The organism is uncultured Eudoraea sp., assembly GCF_947490415.1.
GTDB lineage: Bacteria > Bacteroidota > Bacteroidia > Flavobacteriales > Flavobacteriaceae > Eudoraea.
On sequence record NZ_CANLGX010000002.1, the window covers coordinates 433,082 to 450,656 of the forward strand.

Sequence of the window (17,575 nt, forward strand, 5' to 3'; positions counted from 1 at the left end):
TTACTATTCTTTTATTCAAATACTTGCATAATTCTTTTTATGAGAAATAATAAAGAGCAGTAATAAAACTAATTCGATTAAAACTAAAGTGCTTATCTGCGCTTCCATCAACTTTCCCAAAAATTTGCCCAGTTACTTTTCATGTAGCCCCAATTCTTTGCCCTTTTTGATCATAAATTTGTAAGCCGGCTCATATTCATTTAGAATCTCACCTTCAAGAATTGCCTCTTTAATTGAATCTTTGATGATGCCGATTTCTTTCGAGGGTTTGAGATTAAACGTTTTCATAATTTCTTCACCACTTATTGGGGGTTGAAAGTTTCTTAAATGATCACGTTCTTCTACTTCAAGGATTTTTTGTCTTACAACTTTAAAATTGTTCTTATACTTATTCTGTTTTTTAGGATTTTTTGTGGTAATATCTGCTTCGCAAAGGGTCATAAGATCGTCTACATTCTCCCCCGCATCAAATACTAACCTTCTAACTGCTGCATCCGTTACATTATCCTGTGAAAGAATTATAGGTCTTGAACTCATTCGTACCATTTTCTGAACAAATTTCATTTTTTCGTTTAATGGCATATGCAATCTCTTAAATAATTTATAGACCATTTTAGAACCCACAAATTCATGTGCGTGAAAGGTCCAACCTATCTTATTATCATACCTTTTGGTCGGGGCCTTACCTATATCGTGTAATAATGCTGCCCACCGTAACCATAAATTGTCGGTTGTCTTAGCAATATTATCAACAACTTCAAGAGTGTGCCAAAAATTGTCTTTATGGCGTTGCCCCTCAATTTCTTCAATACCTTCCAAAGCAGTTAATTCGGGCAGTAAAAATGGCAATAACTCGGTGCTATGTAAAAGTTTTAGACCTATAGATGGCTGATCACATGCCAGAATTTTGTTTAGTTCATCAACAATTCGTTCTTGCGATATTATTTCTATTCGCTCCTTATTTTCTAAAATAGCTTGAAGCGATTTTAATTCGATGTTAAAACGCAGCTGAGTAGCAAAACGAATAGCTCTCATCATTCTCAACGGATCATCAGAATAGGTTATGGAAGGAGCTAATGGGGTTCGAATTAGTTTATTTTTCAGGTCTTTAACCCCGTCAAATGGATCCAGTAGTTGGCCGAAATCTGATTCATTAAGTGATATGGCCATGGTATTTATTGTAAAGTCGCGTCTTTTCTGGTCATCTAAAAGTGTTCCATCCTCGACAACGGGCTTTCGGCTATCTCTTGTATAACTTTCTGTTCTGGCACCCACAAATTCTATTTCCCAGTTATGATGTTTAATCATGGCGGTCCCAAAATTTTTGAAGACTGAAACTTTGGGTTTGCCATCAAGTTTTGAAGCTACTATTTTGGCGAGTTTTATTCCACTACCAACGGCAACAACATCTATATCTTTAGATTTACCCCGTTCCAATAGAAGATCCCTAACATAGCCGCCTATAACATAACTGTTAATCGAAAGTTCCTTTGCAGCGGCTGCAATAATTTGGAAAATGGGGTCCTGTAAGCTTTTTTTATAATTTGTCAGCGTCATAATTTAGATCACTTCTGAATTGAGTTGCCAGGGTGGGTAGAAATCCGGAATAATAAAACTAGAATTTTTTATTGTTCTACTTGCGGATAATTTTCACAGTTCCATCATTACCCAATTTAATAATGGAAGAAGGTAAACTATTGGTTGTTTTAGACTCCAAATTTACCACATAGTCCACACCTTTTAAAATCAAATCACTTATTTCTGAAAAATTTCCCGGAGTAGGTTCACCACCGATATTTGCAGATGTAGAAACAATGGGTTTTTTAAAATTTTGAATTAACCGTTGGCAGAACTGATCAGATGCTACCCGTATGGCAAGTGTGTTATCTTCGGCAATAAGATTCTGAGCCACACCTTTTGGGTTGTCGTAAATAATGGTAACCGGTCTTTCAGATAAATCCATGATATCATAAGCCGGTTCAGGAACTTTTTCTACATATTGTTCCAGCATTAACTGATTAGATACCAGACAAATCATTGTCTTTTTATCGGACCTTCTTTTGAGTTGGTATATCTTATCTACTGCACTCTTATTTGTTGCATCACAGCCAATACCCCATACCGTATCGGTCGGATAAAGTATAATTCCTCCCTTTTTTAAAATTTCTATTGCTGCCGCTATTTCTTCTTTGACCATTATTGTTTAAAATAAGATAAGGTTGTATTACGACTTAGTTCAGGTCTAACCTATGGCAAAATAGGCTGTTCTTGTTTTAACGATTTTCCAATGGGAAGTCCAATTAATATACCATAGAATAATTTAAAATATTTTGGTTTTATAATAGAAACCAGACCATAACGCAAAATAAAAAATATTCTTAGAATTTGATAATGCAAATACCCGTAATTCTTTCTAATAACATAAAACATGGACGTTTTAAGCTCAATTTTTGTTCGAATATTCCATGTGGTCTTTTGTACACTTATTCCTTGATAATGAAGATAAGATGCAGTGGGAATAAAATATGTTTTTCTGTTTTTCTTTTTTAGCCTATAGCAGATATCACTCTCCTCAAAGTACAAGAAAATTGTTGTATCAAATCCCCCCACGGAATCAAAATCCTTAGCCCTAAAGAACATAAAGCTACCATTTACATAATCAACTGTTAATGGCATTGTATACTCCTTTCGCCTATTAGGCTTCGTTCTTGGATAAACAATTTCAAGCATTTTTTTACCAAAAATTTCCCTTCCAATAGAAGTGAAATGATCAAAACTTACCTCTTTTTTTTGGTGTTCATTAAAAATTTGAGGCCCGCATACTGCTGCATCCTCCGTTTTTTCCATAAAATCAAAGCATATTTTTATTGGATCTTTTATAAGTAAAGTGTCGTTGTTTAAGAACAGGTAATAGTTTGCATTGGCAAACTGAATCCCATACATATTACCACCACCAAAACCAGTATTTATCCTGCTTCTGTAAAGACTTATATTGGTTTTTTTTAGCCCGGAAATATGGTTTTTCAAAGCTTCATAATCTTTACTGTTGGAGGCATTGTCTACAATAATAATTTCGTAGGAAATTGTACTTGTCGTATTGTCCAAAACACTTTGAATACACTGCTTGGTGTACTTGGCAGAATTATAATTTATTATGATTATGGCTAAATCCAATCTAATATCTTTCATTCAAAGAATTATCTATGATTGCTCTATTATTGCAATACTTATTTAGAAAAAGAAGTAATTGTTCTTCAAAAAGAATGGGTTTAAAATAATCGTAAAGGGATTGTATTTCTTTTTTAATTTTCTTTTTGTTCATATTTACAAATAATTCCGGGTGATAGTCATTTAAATGGATGCCAGTATTCGATGCAGATGAACTATCATGCCATGCCTCCTTAACGATAAAAGGGCTAAATAGACAAAATGTGGGTATCCCTAAGGCTTTGGCCATATTAGCTGCCCCTCCTTCATTCCCAATTAGGGCATCACACTGTGAAAGTATCAGAATAAACTCCCTTAAAGAATTTGCGTAAAAGTCAAAATTTATCAATGATTTAGAGGCTTCGTTACACTTGTCATATATGGCCCTGGCCTCATCTCTTTGATTTGGTAAATAATTAAAAAGTATCATGCCATCAGTATTTGAACAAATTATGTCAACAACCTTGGACATATATTCAGAGGGGTAAGTTTTTAAGGCACTACTTCCCAAAATACTTATCATGATCAGTTTCTGATCAGAATTGCTTTTTAATTCCCCAACTTTGTGTTTGGCCAGAGCAATTTCTTCCTCGCTAAGATATAATTTAGGAGAGATAGAATAATCATCAAATTCAGATGCAACAGGATTAAGTAGTTGCAATCTGATTTTATTGGCAAGTGAATTCTTGTTATCCGCTATTTGGCTTTCTATTACGGTATCAGTATATATCCAGGAAGTGTACCACCTGTGGTGAGCAATTTTGCGTTGTGATCGGGCAAAAATAGAAATCAGGTTACTTTCCAATTTCCCATAAGCATCTATGACTACGTCGTAAGATTGCGTTCGAATCGATTTTAAAAATGAATAAAGGGCCTTTTTATTTTCGCTATATTCTTGTTTAAAAACGATGATATGATCAATATGTGGATTATTATTCAATACTGCTAAGGTATTTTCATTTGCGACATAATGGATGGTACATTCAGGGTACAAATGTTTTAAAGTACGGCATATAATCGTACTTGCTAATACATCCCCAATCATTTTTTGTTGGATAACAAGAAATTTCTTTTTGACCTCATTCTTATTAAAAACAACAGGCGACTTGGAAACGCTTTTACGATCTAAATGTACACAGACGGCGCTATATCGAAGTTGCTTAAACTTAATCCCATAATTATGTAAACGTTCTCTAAATTCCCTTTCCTCACCTTCATATGGCATACCTGTATCAAAACCAATAACTTTAAGAATATCTTTTTTCCATCCCGAAGAATTGTACCTGTTCCAACTGTATTTTGTGGGTCTTAAAGTATTGCGGACTTTTGAAACAAATCCTCTTGAAGCAGTCCTTGCATTTTTAAATGATTTTTTTATTCCTTTCTCTTCAAGCCATTTGATTTTGAAGCAATTTTGCTCTTCAATGTCCTTTAGCGATAATGCCCTTGAAATATTGAAAGGCAACAAATAAGAAACTCCTGAAATAAATGTTGCAGGTTCCTTATTTAAATAGTGAACCTGTACAAAATCCTCTCTGGGAATACAGTCGCCTTCTGTTATAATTATGTAATCCGTATTGGATGATAAAATGGCCCTGGTTAATATTTTACTTTTCTGAAAGCCATCATTCTCTTCCCAAATATGACTTATGGGAAAGGATACCCGGGTCTTTATTTTATTGATCAATTCTTTAGTTTGGGAACCCGACCCATCCTCGGCAATGATCAATTCGAAATCCATGTAAGTTTGGCAATTGAATCCCCATAGAACCTTTTCCAACATTTCAGGTTGGTTGCAAGTACTAACTACTACACTTACCGAACTCATTTAAAAGTATTTATTTTCACAATTATTACAAATGTAGTTTTTTGCATAGCATATGCAATATGCTTATCAAATTAATACAGGATTAACAAGCTTAACAGGTCCATTAAATTCAATGAATCATGCATATTTGCAGAGTAATTAAAATGCAAATATGATATTATAAATGTAAAGGAGTTTTAATGTGTATTTGGGATAAAATAAGTGAGCATAACACCTGAAATTGGCAAAAAAAAACAAAGCTGTTTGCCTGGTTCAGAATTAACCTTTTCCGGTACTAAGTAATGAAGTATGAATAAATCAGATTATCCAGAGTTATTCTGGCATAACCAAATAATAGGCCAGGTCATTCCTGTTTTCCAATCTCTTTAATTCCCGATAACGCTCTAGAACTCCAAGTGCATCAAGATAACAGATAATAATTCCTTTTTGGCCATCAAGTATACCTAATCGAAGGAAATAACGATGTAAAAATTTCCAAGCTGGCTTGACGACCAGGGAAACGTAATTGAATTTATTCTCTTTAAAAAATGATTCTTTAGCCTTTAATCGACCATAACTTATCATTTTCTCCTTATACTCATTGAAATTTTTGTAGCAATAATGAACTAGTTTTTCATTTAAGATTCCTGAAGACCCATTAACTATCAAGGTTTCATGTACCAATTTTTCTTCGGAAAATTTAGCTCTACTTTTTCTAAACAGCCGATAGTTCTTATCTGTTTGCCATCCGCTAAATAGTAAGGATTTATTCTGGAACATAAACTTCCGGTAAAACCAATAAGCCGAATGTTCCGGATTGGAACTAATTGTCTCTATGATTTCAGATTTCAGATTTTCAGAAACAACCTCATCTGCATCTAAAAAAAGAACCCAATCATTTGAAGCCTGCTTTAAGGCAAATGATTTTTGTAAGGTAAAGTTATCAAAAGGATGTTGAATTACCTTTACCTTATCAAGATTGGCTAAATATTCATAAGTTCCATCTGTGCTAAAAGAATCAACTACGATTATTTCATCTGCAAAATTTATAGATTGGATGCACTTTTCTATGTAGCCAATTTCATTATAAGTAATAATTAAAGCTGATATTTTCTCCCTGGAACTATTCATTTGATAAATGGTAAGTAGGCATTATTCCTAAACAATTAACAAAGTTATAACTTTAAATAAGAGAAAATATTATACCGCACAATTTTATTAAAAAAATTATACGGCTACATTATACTCCCGGAGAGCTTCATTTAAGGATGTTTTTTTGTTTGTGCTGGCTTTGCGAACACCTATAATAAGAGCACAGGGAACCTGAAATTCTCCTGCTGGAAATTTCTTAGTATAACTGCCGGGGATTACTACAGATCTTGCAGGCACCAAACCTTTTCGCTCTACGGGAGTGTCACCAGTGACATCAATAATTTTTGTAGAAGCAGTCAACACAACGTTTGCTCCTAAAACAGCCTCCTGCTCAACTCTTACACCTTCAACGACAATACATCTGCTACCAATAAAGGCATTGTCTTCAATTATAACCGGGGCAGCCTGTAAGGGCTCTAAAACCCCTCCTATACCAACACCACCGCTTAGATGTACGTTTTTACCAATTTGCGCACAGCTCCCAACGGTAGCCCAGGTATCAACCATGGTACCCTCATCCACGTAGGCGCCTATATTTACATAACTAGGCATTAGTATTGTACCTTTTGAAATGTAGGCACCATGTCTGGCTACAGCATGAGGGACAACACGAATCCCCTTTTCCTTATAGCCTCTCTTAAGCGGAATCTTATCGTGGTATTCAAAAATCCCAGCTTCCAGAGTTTCCATTTTTTGAATTGGGAAGTAAAGTACAACGGCCTTTTTCACCCATTCATTTATTTGCCAATCTCCCTTCACAGGTTCTGCACATCGTAATTTTCCATCATCTATTAATTGAATTACCTCTCTTATAGCATCTTGTGTTTTGGTTTCTTTCAGGAGTTCTCGATTTTCCCAGGCATTTTCAATTATATTTCGTAGTACATTCATAATGTCAGAATAATTTGCGCAAAGATAGGCCCTAACTATTAATAAATCTTTAATTTTTATAGGCGTAACAAATTATCCCTTATTTTTGCAAAAAAATTGATTTGGCGAGAATTATTGCACTGGATTTTGGTAAACAACGAACAGGAATAGCAGTTACAGACGAGCTGCAGCTTATTGCATCTGGCTTGGTTACCGTAAATACCAAAGAACTTTTAAAGTATTTGCAAGATTATATTGCAAAGGAAAATATTGCAAGGATAGTTGTGGGTGAGCCTAAGCAATGGGACAATACACCATCTGAATCAGAAGCATTAATTCAGCCATTTTTAAAAAAATTAAAAGAAACTTTTCCATCAATTCCAATAGATCGGCAGGATGAACGATTTACATCAAAAGTGGCTTTTCAGACCATGGTCGAAGCAGGACTTAAAAAAAAGCAACGCAGGAATAAAGAATTGATAGATGAAATAAGTGCAACCCTTATTTTACAGTCTTATTTAAACAGAAAATAGCAGAATGACTTTATCTATTTTAGCATACGGGGATCCTGTTTTAAGAAAAACAGGGCAATCTATAAACAAAGACTACCCCCAATTAAATGAACTAATTGCCAATATGTGGGAAACTATGTATAAAGCAAATGGCGTAGGATTAGCTGCTCCACAAATAGGACTGCCAATTAGACTATTTTTGGTAGATACAGGACCTTTTGCAGATGATGAAGAATTGGCTCCGGAAGAACAGGAGGCTCTTAAAAATTTTAAAAAAGTATTTATTAATGCCAAAATTGAGGAGGAATCCGGCACTAATTGGGCTTTTAATGAAGGTTGTCTTAGTATTCCTGATATCCGCGAGGATGTTACCCGAAAAGATACTATTGAAATTAGCTATTTGGATGAGAATTTCAAGCCACATAAGGAGACTTATGATGGAATTTTAGCCAGAGTTATACAACATGAATACGACCATATTGAAGGAATTCTTTTTACAGATAAACTCTCCAGCCTTAAAAAAAGGTTGCTGAAAGGCAAACTTGTTAATATTTCAAAAGGTAAAATAGACGTGGAGTATAAAATGCGTTTTCCTGACTTAAAAAAAGTACGCTAAAACAGCGGATTAATTATATAGAGTTTAATATTTATTTTTTTAAAAATATTTATGAGTTTAGACAAAATACTATCAATTGGAGGGAGGCCCGGACTTTATAGATTGCTTACCCAAACAAGAACAGGGCTCGTCGCGGAATCCCTGTTAGATAATAAAAAAGTTACTGTGGGTATGAGCAGTAATGTAAGCGTACTATCTGAAATTGCGATTTATACTTTGGAAGAAGAACTTCCACTAAGAGCAGTATTTCAAAAAATCCAAACCAAGGAAAAAGGGGGTAAAACCTCCGTTAAGCATAAAGAGGACAAATTAAGTCTTGAGGAATATTTTTTTGAAGTATTGCCTAATTACGATGAAGACAAGGTCTATGTAAGTGATATCAAAAAAGTCATACAATGGTATAATATTTTACACGATCATGGAATTACAGATTTTACTGAAACTTCTGCAGATACCGATAAGGCAGACGAAGAAGAATAGGTTACTGTAAGAATTAGTCTTTTTGAATGGTTTTATATGTAAATCTACTTTCCTTCCAATCGATTAATTTGGAAGGGTAAAATTTCACATTCATTCGGTCCAAATATGGTGCCTGGTTTGCTAGGCGTACCTTGAAGTTTTCCCAATTTCGGTTTTCTTCCGTACTCCAGCTCAGTTCAGAATATCCTATAACTCTTGGAAAGGCCAGATATTCTAATTCATCAATATTGCTAATAGTTTCTGACCAAAGAGGAGCCTCAACACCTAAAATGTTTTCTTTTGGAATTCCTGCATAACTCTCCGGAGACCATACATATGCCGTATCAACAGGAATATATGCTGCCCAATGGAGTCCATGTTTGGAAAGGGTATCATATTGCATATCCAAATACGCTTTTTTTGCAGGTGAAATAATTACCTTCATTCCTTTACGAGACGCTTCTATTGCATTTTTCTCGCTGTCCCAGAACTGTGCAATCGACGAATTATCAATATCTGCCTGGGCAACTTCATCCCATCCAATCATTCGTTTACCATACTTTTGTACAATTTTTTCTACTTTATTGACAAAGAAGATATAGTCATTTTTTTTGGTCACATGACTTTCATCTCCGCCAATATGGAAATAAGGACCGGGTGTCATAGCAGAGATCTCACGTACCACATCATCAATAAAGGCATAAACCGTATCCTTTCTGGTGTCAAATGTGCTAAATCCCACCGAAGTTCCCTCATACAATTTCGGAGTTTTGCCATTTCCATTTAGAATGGGATAGGAGACCGAAGCCGCATTGGTATGTCCGGGCATATCAATTTCAGGAATTATAATCATATATCTTTGCTGTGCATAGGCCACAATATCTTTATAATCTTCCTGTGTAAAGAAACCGCCTGCTTCGCCACCAACTTCTGTACTACCACCAACCTCGGTTAGCTTCGGCCAAGATTTGATTTCTATCCGCCAGCCCTGGTCATCCGTAAGATGCAGGTGCAGCACATTTATCTTATAATAAGCGAGGAGATCAATATATTTTTTTACATCATCAACACTAAAGAAATGACGTGCAACATCTAACATGGAACCCCTGTATTCAAAATTAGGTTTATCTAAAATTTTTCCTGTGGCGATTGGCCATAATGGCATTTCGGCAAGTGTATCATTGCTGGTTTCAGGGATGAGCTGTCGTAGGGTCTGTACTCCGCGAAACGCCCCTTCAGATGTTTTTGCATTGAGTATAATTGAATCTTTAGAAATATATAATTGGTAAGCTTCCGGGCCTTCAAGTTCTTCACTGTCAGATTGATTTATAAAGATCATTCGATTAACCTGTCCGGCGTCTGTTTTGTTTACGGCAAGCCTTAAATTCGTTTTCGATTTTATTTTATCGGCTAGAAAAGAACCTACTTCTTCAAAACTTTTGTCGGTTTGTGATGTGTAGATCGCGGTGGTATGATCTAATCCAAAGGCGTTATGGGTAGGAATTATCCTTAACGGTTTTGGAATAAGATTTTCTGAACTCAGGTCTGTTGAAGGAAATATTATTTCTTTCATTTTACCCTTTTGACATGCATAGAATAAAGTTATACCAAAAAGTAAAACAAGCGATTTTGAAAGTATTGATTTTATCATGATTAAATTTTTATTGAACATAATTACTAATTATCTGATACCATAACTGATACCCCTTTGAATTCATATGCAGGCCGTCTTCAATGAAAATGTCTCTTTTCAATTTCTTTCCATTAAGCATAATATCCCATATATGAGCATAATCCAGGTTCTCTTCTTCTTTGCATAAATTTTTAAACTTACGATTGAGTCTTTTATATTTTCCTTTTAAATGCCATCGCGCCAAACTGGGTTTGGCAGATATAATAACAATTCGGATATCTGGAATAGTACTCTTAATTTTCGTAATGATTTCTTTAGTAACGGAAATAATCTCCCGGGGTTTTTTACGATCATTTAAATCATTATCTCCCTCATAAATAAACACTTTCTTCGGATTGTATTGCAATATCAATTCATTCGTATACGAAAGTAAATCAATTGTCTGGGAGCCTCCGAAACCTGAATTGACAATTTGGTAATCGGGAAAAAGTTCCTGCAGGTTTTTCCATGTTCGTATACTGGAACTACCTGTAAACACTATAGTTTCTTTGGAATTATCCCATAACGTATCGTATTTTTTCTGAATGGCAAGAACTTCTTTCTGAAAACGAAAGGTATCCTGAGCAACAGCTTTCAGGCTAATAAAAATGATTAATAGAACTAAGCGAATTTGCATACGGTAAAAAAGAAAACAAGATACTTTTTATTTTAATTAGTTTTTATCTAACAAAGCTTGATAGACAAATTGTGGAAGTTTGGCACCATAATAGTTGCTATATGGCTGAACCTGGGTCATTAAGATGGCTATTAAATCTTCCTTTGGATCTATAAAGAAGTAGGTGCTATAGGCACCGCTCCAATAAAATGACCCTTCTGAACCAAGAGCTTTGCTTTTAGCTACATCTGTCGTAATTCCAAAACCAAGGCCAAACCCTTGTCCATTATATAAGTCTCCCACCTGATTCATAGTCATTAATTCAACGGTCTTAGGGCTTAAAAATCGTTTTCCATTTCCCGTACCGCCATTGAGCATCATTTGACAAAATTTCATATAATCGTCTGCTGTAGAAAAAAGTCCATGAGTTCCTCCGTACACCATATTCCCTTCAATAGGGAGTTGTTGTTCTGAGTTTACTAATTTACCTTCCTTGTTTATATTATGAACAGGAACCCATCTATCCTGGTCATTAGTTGGAATATTATAACCCGTGTCTTTCATTTCCAAAGGATCAAAAATCCTAATTTGCAGAAATTCAGCGGTAGTCATTCCGGAAAAATGTTCAATTAATAGCGATAGTACGTCTGGGGAGGCGCTATAATGCCATTGCTCCCCAGGATGACCTATAAGGGGTAAACCTATAAGAGTGTTTACCCTGCTTTCGATGGAAGATTGCGGTTCAAAATATATGGCCTGAGCAATTTCATTGTCCAACGTTGTGCCTCCAATGCCATGGGTAAAGCCGGCCGTATGTGTTAACAGTTGATGAATAGTTATTTCAGATTTTGCAGGTTCGGTAGCACCATCTATTCCTTTATTTACATCAAGAGATACCTTAAAGTCTTTAAACTGTGGGAGATATTTGGAAACAGGGTCTGTAAGAAAAAAATACCCTTCCTCATACAACATTAAAAAGGCAGCGGAGATTATTGGTTTGGTCATAGACATAATATGAAAAATATTGTCTTGTTGCATTGGTTTCTTTGCTTCCCAACTGCTATATCCATAAGCTGCTTTGTGCACTATCTGTCCATTCCGATAAATATAGGAAACGGCACCGGGTATTCGTCCTTCAGTTATTTCAGTATTCAAAAATTTTGAATACCTATCAAGGCGTGTTTCTGAGAATCCAGAGATTACTTCATTAGAGGCCGTTGAGGATTGCCCGTAAGTGAAAACGAGTGAAAATAAAAGAAATAGAAATGGAAACAGAGGGTAAAATTGTTTTTTCATGATTAATGTAATACGTGTCCATAAATATAAAGATTTTAAACTGGTTTACTTTTTTAATACAGTGTTTTTGTCTGCTTTAATAAAAATATATTAATGACGAATAATACTTAAAATAGGACTCATTTATTTGCTAAAATATGGTTACTTTTAATACACTTGACTAAATACCAGCTAATGCGGGTAGCCTACGTTTTATTTGTTATTTTATGTGTTTTCTGCAATACAACCTACCTATATTGTCAGGTTGCCGAGTCTACCTATGACACTGCAGATCGTCCTGTTGCCAGAGCGATACCTGTTAAAAAGGGACCAGTAATAGATGGTGAAGTAATGGATGATGAAATTTGGAAGGAAATAACTCCCTTTGGCAACCTATATCAAGTTCAACCTAATTTTGGAAATCCTGCATCTGAGAAAACTGAAATTCGAATAGCCTATACCGATGAAATATTTTATCTCTCTGTTATTTGCTATGATGCACAGCCCGACAAGCTGGTAGTCTCTGATCCGCGAAGAGATGCAAATTTAGATAACACCGATGCCTTTATATTTATTTTAGACACTTATAAAGATGGACAGAATGGTTTTGTTTTTGGAACAAACTCACTCGGAATTGAATATGACGCGCAGGTAGATAATGAAGGACAAGGCAATAGAAATGTAAACAGACAACAATCAGGTACTATAGGAGGTTTTAACCTTAATTGGGATGCCTCTTATACCGTAAAGGCACAGGTCAAAGAATATGGATGGAGTGCTGAGTTTGCCATTCCCTTGCGAACAATTCGATTTCAAGCTGGTAAAGACTGGGGAATAAACTTTCGAAGAAATATTCGCAAGACGAATGAAATTGTTTATTGGGCACCGATGCCTATCGGATTTACATTGTATCGTCTTTCGCTTGCCGGGACCTTAACCGGCTTGGAACTTAGAAGCCCCGGTAACCTTAAAATAATCCCTTATGTTTTAGGTAGGCTAGACAAGGACTACACTTCCAGTGAACCAAAAAATGAATTTACACCCGAAATTGGCGGGGATATAAAATACAGCATTACACCAAGTCTCACCCTTGATCTCACTTATAATACGGATTTTGCTCAGGTTGAGGTCGATGATCAGCAGGTGAACCTTGATAGGTTTAACTTGTTTTTTCCTGAAAAACGACCTTTCTTTTTGGAAAATGCCGGGTTATTTACCGTAGGTAGCCCGGGGGAGGTAGATCTGTTTTTTAGTCGGCGAATAGGCATAGGAGACGACGGAAATATAGTCCCAATCATTGGTGGTGCAAGAGTATCCGGTAAATTAAACAGAACTAATGTTGGTTTACTTACCATGTTTACAGATGACGTGGAACAGGAAGGTATAGAAAAAAATAATTTTACGGTAGCCAGAGTTAATTATGAATTTAAAGGAAGAACTGCTTTAGGCGCTATTTTTGTAAATCGTTCCGGCCTGGAATCCTCAGATGATTATAACCGGACTTATTCTATTGACGGGAAATTTGGCTTGGGTAAAAAGGCAAGATTATCCGGTTTTTACTCTCAAACTTCAGGTTCGTACGACACCATCAATGAACATGCCTTTAAATTGCAGGCAGACTATAATTGGGATAATTGGGAAATGCGTGCAGCATATACAGAAGTTGGCCAGGGTTTTAATCCGGAAGTAGGGTTTCTTTTGCGTTCAGCATTCAGAAAGCCAGAGGGCCTGGTGCTCTATCATCTCAGGCCTAAAAATGAAAATTCAAAGATTTTGGAATTAAGGCCACATGTATCCTACAGAGGATATTGGGATTTTGATGGATTTCAGGAAACCGGTTTTTTACATATAGATAATCACTGGGCGTTTAAAAGTGGTACGGAAATACATACTGGAATTAATTTAACTACAGAGGGTCTCCTTGAACCATTTGAAATTTATGAAGGAGTTATTGTAGAGCCCGGAACATATAAACATGCGGAAGGACAACTGGTTTTTTTTACGAATGGTTCTAAACCAGTATCCGTTAATATCCGGTCTGTATTTGGAGGTTCTTTTGGTGGTACGCGATACCTCAATACGGCGGATATGCAATTTAGAGCAGGTGAAAAATTTAATGCAAATCTTTCTTATCAATACAATAAATTTGAACTTCCCGGTGGGGATTTTACAGCAAATGTTTTTCAAACCCGATTGACCTATGCTTTTAAGTCAAACATATTAATTCAGGGTCTTGTACAAAACAATACAGTGAACAAACTTTGGGCGTTCAATTTTAGATTTAGCTGGCTACAACGAGCAAATACGGGACTATTTGTTGTGTATAATCATAATTTAGAGAATAACGATCCATTAAACAACAGCATAATTGTAAAATATACCCGAATGTTTGATTTGGTCAAATAGAAATTCTTATGTTTATTTCATTGAGTCACTATTTAATCCTTGAAATGATATTTATAGTCTCGACTTTCTCATACAAGATCAAACTTCTTTAATTTGTAATATTAATTTCAATTTTATATAATTAGATCAACTTAATACTGTTAGTTATGATTAAAAGTTTGACAAGTTTTTGGTTATTTGGATTAGTCCTCTTATTTAATTCCTGCGGCCTAAGTAACGATGCTGAGAAGGTTATTTTCGTTAAGGATTCAAATGAATGGTTTCAGGAAGGAAGGGCGTCCTGGAAATTTGATGGCGATCTGTTGGTAGGAACCTCATTAGGTGGATCGGGATTTGCTATGACGAATAAAAAATATCAAAATTTTACACTTTCACTTGAGTTTTATCCGGATACAGGGATAAATTCGGGAATATTTGTGAGATGTAAAAACAAAGATATCTCAAACACTGATTGTTATGAGATGAATATTTGGGATTTCCATCCAGACCAGGAATCAAGAACCGGATCTATTGTTACCAGGTCAAAACCACTGGTAAATGTAGAAACTGTAGGAAAGTGGAATAGCTATAAAATTACTTGTAAAAGCAATCATATCCGTACCTGGATCAATGGTGAACTCACAGCGGATATTTACGACGATGATTTATCTGAGGGTTATATAGCACTCCAGGCTGCAGAACCTGGCATAATCAAATTTAGAAATGTAAAAATAAAAGAGTTTTAAATTATTTGCCCTCGAAGTTAAATAATGAACTTTGTTAATCTTTATTTTTTTCGCAATTAATAAAGAGAAATTATAAGAAGGAAATTTTAAACAATTGTTTTATTCCTCTTCTGAACTATCGGAATCCTCACTTTCCTGAATTTCTTCTTTGTTAAGATTATGTTGCATAATGTTCAGATTTTTCAACTTGGCCTTCCACGTTGCCAGGGTTTCTTTCTGACGGTTAATGTTCTTTACAACATCTTTTACAAGAGGATTGTCACCTGAAGTATCTGAGAAGAATAGTAAATTGTTTTCTAATTGGCGAATTTCATTTAAGCTTTCATCTATCTTTCTTCGAATAAATGTTCGCTCATTGAGTAAGGCTCTTTCATTATCTGCGTTTGCAAGTTTTTTAAGCTTATCCCCATATTTCATTAGCTCCGATTCTTGTTTGCTAACATCCAGTTTTTTGAAAATAGCATCCAGAATAGTGTTAAACTTGACGTTTATATTCTTTTTATTAAATGGAACCCTGCCATAAGACTTCCATTCATCTATAAAAGACTTCACTGTGGCCAAATCTTTTTCTTTATCTCCGCACAGTTCAAAGGCTTTCAGTTTTTCCAGGCAGGCGAATTTCTTATCAAAATTTGCAGACTCTTCAGTATGAGCTTTATTTTTTGTAGCGTGCAGTCTGTCAAAATAATGATTGCAAGCATTTTTAAAATCATTCCAAATCTTATCGGAGTATTTTCGGGGCACATGCCCAATAGTTTTCCATTCCCTCTGAATTCTTTTCATTTCGGAGGTTGTGGTATCCCAGTCTTCACTATCTTTTAAAGATTGTGCTAAGCTGAGAAGATCTCTTTTCTTGTCGAGATTATCCTGCTGATCTTTTTTAAGTTTTTTGTAATAGGCGTTTTTATTTCTGTTAAATCCTCTAACAGCTTCTTTAAAATCTGCCCAGGTTTTTTCATTTACATTCTGTGGCACTTTACCCGCCTTAAAGAAAGCTTCTCTTTGCTCTTCTATATCTCTTATTTGTTGTTGCAAGTCTTTATGGTGGCTGGCAACATGAGACCCTATTTCGATAATCTTTTGAATAATGCTTTTTTTCTTTTCTAAATTTTGCTCATACACTTTGTCCAGATCCTTAAAATAATCCTGTCTCCTTTGGTGCATGGCTTTGGTGGCATTGCTAAATCGCTCCCAAATTTCTTCTCGATGTTCCTTATCAACTGGTCCTATATCTTCTTTCCAAACCTTATGAAGTGTTTGCAATTCCCTAAATGCTTTATTAAGGTCTTCTTCTTCTGCTAAGGCTTCAGCCCTTTCAACCAGTTTAATCTTTTCCTCTAAATTATGCTTAAAATCCAGGTCCCTTAATTCCCTGTTAAGATGCAGAAAGTCGTAAAAGATCTCAACATGGTGATGGTATGTTCTCCATACATCATTGTAGTTATTTCTCGGGATTGGTCCCGCATGTCGCCATCTTTCCAGAATGTCTTTAAAACTTTTGTAAGTAGTGTTTATGTCTTCTTCAACATTAACGAGTCCCTTAAGCTGAGCAATAATTTCCAGTCTGGTTGCAAGGTTTTCGTTAAGATTTTGCTCGAGACTTTTATAATACGCATTTCTTTTATCACGGTATTCAGAATAGACCTCGTTGAATTGCCGTTTGGTGACAGAATTATATCTGAAGTCAATTTCGTTACCGCCCTTGGCTATGAAATCTTCTTTCTTATGTTCTAAAAAATCAAGGAATTTTAAATCAAACTCGTGTTTTATGCCATCAACATGTTTTTTAATGGCCTGCACTTTCTCATTTTTAACCAATCTCTGTAATTCCCCAACCAGGTTTTCCATAGACATGGCGTGATAGTCAAGGATTGGAATATGATGCCTCCGATGATTGTCTTTGTCTTCTGCGTCTTCCGCATTAGAGTCATTTATTTCTTCATGGACGTCATCTTTAACAGTTTCCGTTTTATCGGCTGTTATTACTTCATGGGATTTATCTTCTGGTTCAGTGCTTTTCTCTGATTCCTGTTTAGATTCAGTAGTTTCTGAATTTTCTTCTCCCTCTACAATTTCCTGTAGTTTATGGTCTTTATTTTCCAACATTTTATTTAATGTTTCTGTGGATTTGCTAAATCCTGCATTGCAGGATACATACAGCATATATAACTGCAAAGGTAATCAAACTACTTTTATGCATCAATTAATACCTTAAGTGTTATGAGGTTTGCCTTATTACAAAACTTCAGGAATAGAAT

15 protein-coding genes are annotated in these 17,575 nt (G+C 35.4%); 5 read left to right on the forward strand and 10 right to left on the reverse strand.

From position 1 onward, the window contains the following. Positions 1–132: 132 nt before the first annotated feature. The 6 genes from Q0874_RS06870 to Q0874_RS06895 form a co-directional block, all read right to left on the reverse strand. A complete protein-coding gene (locus tag Q0874_RS06870) occupies positions 133–1,557 on the reverse strand; it encodes an HD domain-containing protein (RefSeq protein ID WP_299161056.1) in 1,425 nt (474 codons plus the stop codon). A gap of 76 nt (positions 1,558–1,633) precedes the next feature. Next, positions 1,634–2,197 carry an L-threonylcarbamoyladenylate synthase gene (locus tag Q0874_RS06875; RefSeq protein WP_299161058.1) on the reverse strand — a complete coding sequence of 188 codons (564 nt, stop codon included), beginning with the start codon at positions 2,195–2,197 and terminating at the stop codon, positions 1,634–1,636. A gap of 50 nt (positions 2,198–2,247) precedes the next feature. Next, positions 2,248–3,189: a glycosyltransferase family 2 protein gene (locus Q0874_RS06880; RefSeq protein ID WP_299161060.1), complete on the reverse strand. Its 942-nt coding sequence runs from the start codon at positions 3,187–3,189 to the stop codon at positions 2,248–2,250. Beyond that, positions 3,176–5,035 (reverse strand): glycosyltransferase family 9 protein, encoded by a 1,860-nt coding sequence (locus tag Q0874_RS06885; RefSeq protein ID WP_299161062.1) that lies wholly within the window; start codon positions 5,033–5,035, stop codon positions 3,176–3,178. Before Q0874_RS06885 ends, Q0874_RS06880 begins: the two co-directional genes overlap by 14 nt. Positions 5,036–5,347: 312 nt before the next feature. Next, positions 5,348–6,145, reverse strand: coding sequence for a glycosyltransferase family 2 protein (locus Q0874_RS06890; protein ID WP_299161065.1), 798 nt, complete (start codon positions 6,143–6,145; stop codon positions 5,348–5,350). A gap of 96 nt (positions 6,146–6,241) precedes the next feature. Then, positions 6,242–7,057, reverse strand: a complete 816-nt coding sequence (locus tag Q0874_RS06895) for a 2,3,4,5-tetrahydropyridine-2,6-dicarboxylate N-succinyltransferase (protein WP_299161068.1) — start codon at positions 7,055–7,057, stop codon at positions 6,242–6,244. A 101-nt stretch (positions 7,058–7,158) separates the two neighbouring features. On the opposite strand from Q0874_RS06895, the gene ruvX reads away from it, so the two are divergent. Genes ruvX through Q0874_RS06910 form a run of 3 tightly spaced genes read left to right on the forward strand, consistent with a single transcriptional unit; the run spans position 7,159 to position 8,644 of the window. Further along, positions 7,159–7,569 (forward strand): Holliday junction resolvase RuvX, encoded by a 411-nt coding sequence (ruvX, locus tag Q0874_RS06900; RefSeq protein WP_299161071.1) that lies wholly within the window; start codon positions 7,159–7,161, stop codon positions 7,567–7,569. A 4-nt stretch (positions 7,570–7,573) separates the two neighbouring features. Beyond that, positions 7,574–8,164 carry a peptide deformylase gene (gene def / locus Q0874_RS06905; protein ID WP_299161073.1) on the forward strand — a complete coding sequence of 197 codons (591 nt, stop codon included), beginning with the start codon at positions 7,574–7,576 and terminating at the stop codon, positions 8,162–8,164. Between the two features lie 51 nt (positions 8,165–8,215). Beyond that, a complete protein-coding gene (locus tag Q0874_RS06910) occupies positions 8,216–8,644 on the forward strand; it encodes a DUF5606 domain-containing protein (protein ID WP_299161075.1) in 429 nt (142 codons plus the stop codon). A gap of 13 nt (positions 8,645–8,657) precedes the next feature. On the opposite strand, the gene Q0874_RS06915 is transcribed toward Q0874_RS06910, so the two are convergent. From Q0874_RS06915 to Q0874_RS06925, 3 genes are read right to left on the reverse strand one after another with little or no spacing between them, the layout of a single operon-like run. After that, positions 8,658–10,274, reverse strand: coding sequence for a family 20 glycosylhydrolase (locus Q0874_RS06915; protein ID WP_299161078.1), 1,617 nt, complete (start codon positions 10,272–10,274; stop codon positions 8,658–8,660). A gap of 10 nt (positions 10,275–10,284) precedes the next feature. After that, a complete protein-coding gene (locus tag Q0874_RS06920; RefSeq protein WP_299161081.1) occupies positions 10,285–10,932 on the reverse strand; it encodes a GDSL-type esterase/lipase family protein in 648 nt (215 codons plus the stop codon). A 36-nt stretch (positions 10,933–10,968) separates the two neighbouring features. Next, positions 10,969–12,207 (reverse strand): serine hydrolase, encoded by a 1,239-nt coding sequence (locus Q0874_RS06925; RefSeq protein WP_299161084.1) that lies wholly within the window; start codon positions 12,205–12,207, stop codon positions 10,969–10,971. Positions 12,208–12,381: 174 nt separating this feature from the next. Here Q0874_RS06925 and Q0874_RS06930 point away from each other — a divergent pair, with 174 nt between their 5' ends. Then, positions 12,382–14,592 (forward strand): DUF5916 domain-containing protein, encoded by a 2,211-nt coding sequence (locus tag Q0874_RS06930; protein WP_299161087.1) that lies wholly within the window; start codon positions 12,382–12,384, stop codon positions 14,590–14,592. 146 nt (positions 14,593–14,738) lie between these two features. Further along, positions 14,739–15,317 (forward strand): DUF1080 domain-containing protein, encoded by a 579-nt coding sequence (locus Q0874_RS06935; protein WP_299161090.1) that lies wholly within the window; start codon positions 14,739–14,741, stop codon positions 15,315–15,317. A gap of 99 nt (positions 15,318–15,416) precedes the next feature. Here Q0874_RS06935 and Q0874_RS06940 read toward each other — a convergent pair whose 3' ends face one another. After that, positions 15,417–17,423 (reverse strand): DUF349 domain-containing protein, encoded by a 2,007-nt coding sequence (locus Q0874_RS06940; protein ID WP_299161093.1) that lies wholly within the window; start codon positions 17,421–17,423, stop codon positions 15,417–15,419. Between the last annotated feature and the right edge of the window lie 152 nt (positions 17,424–17,575).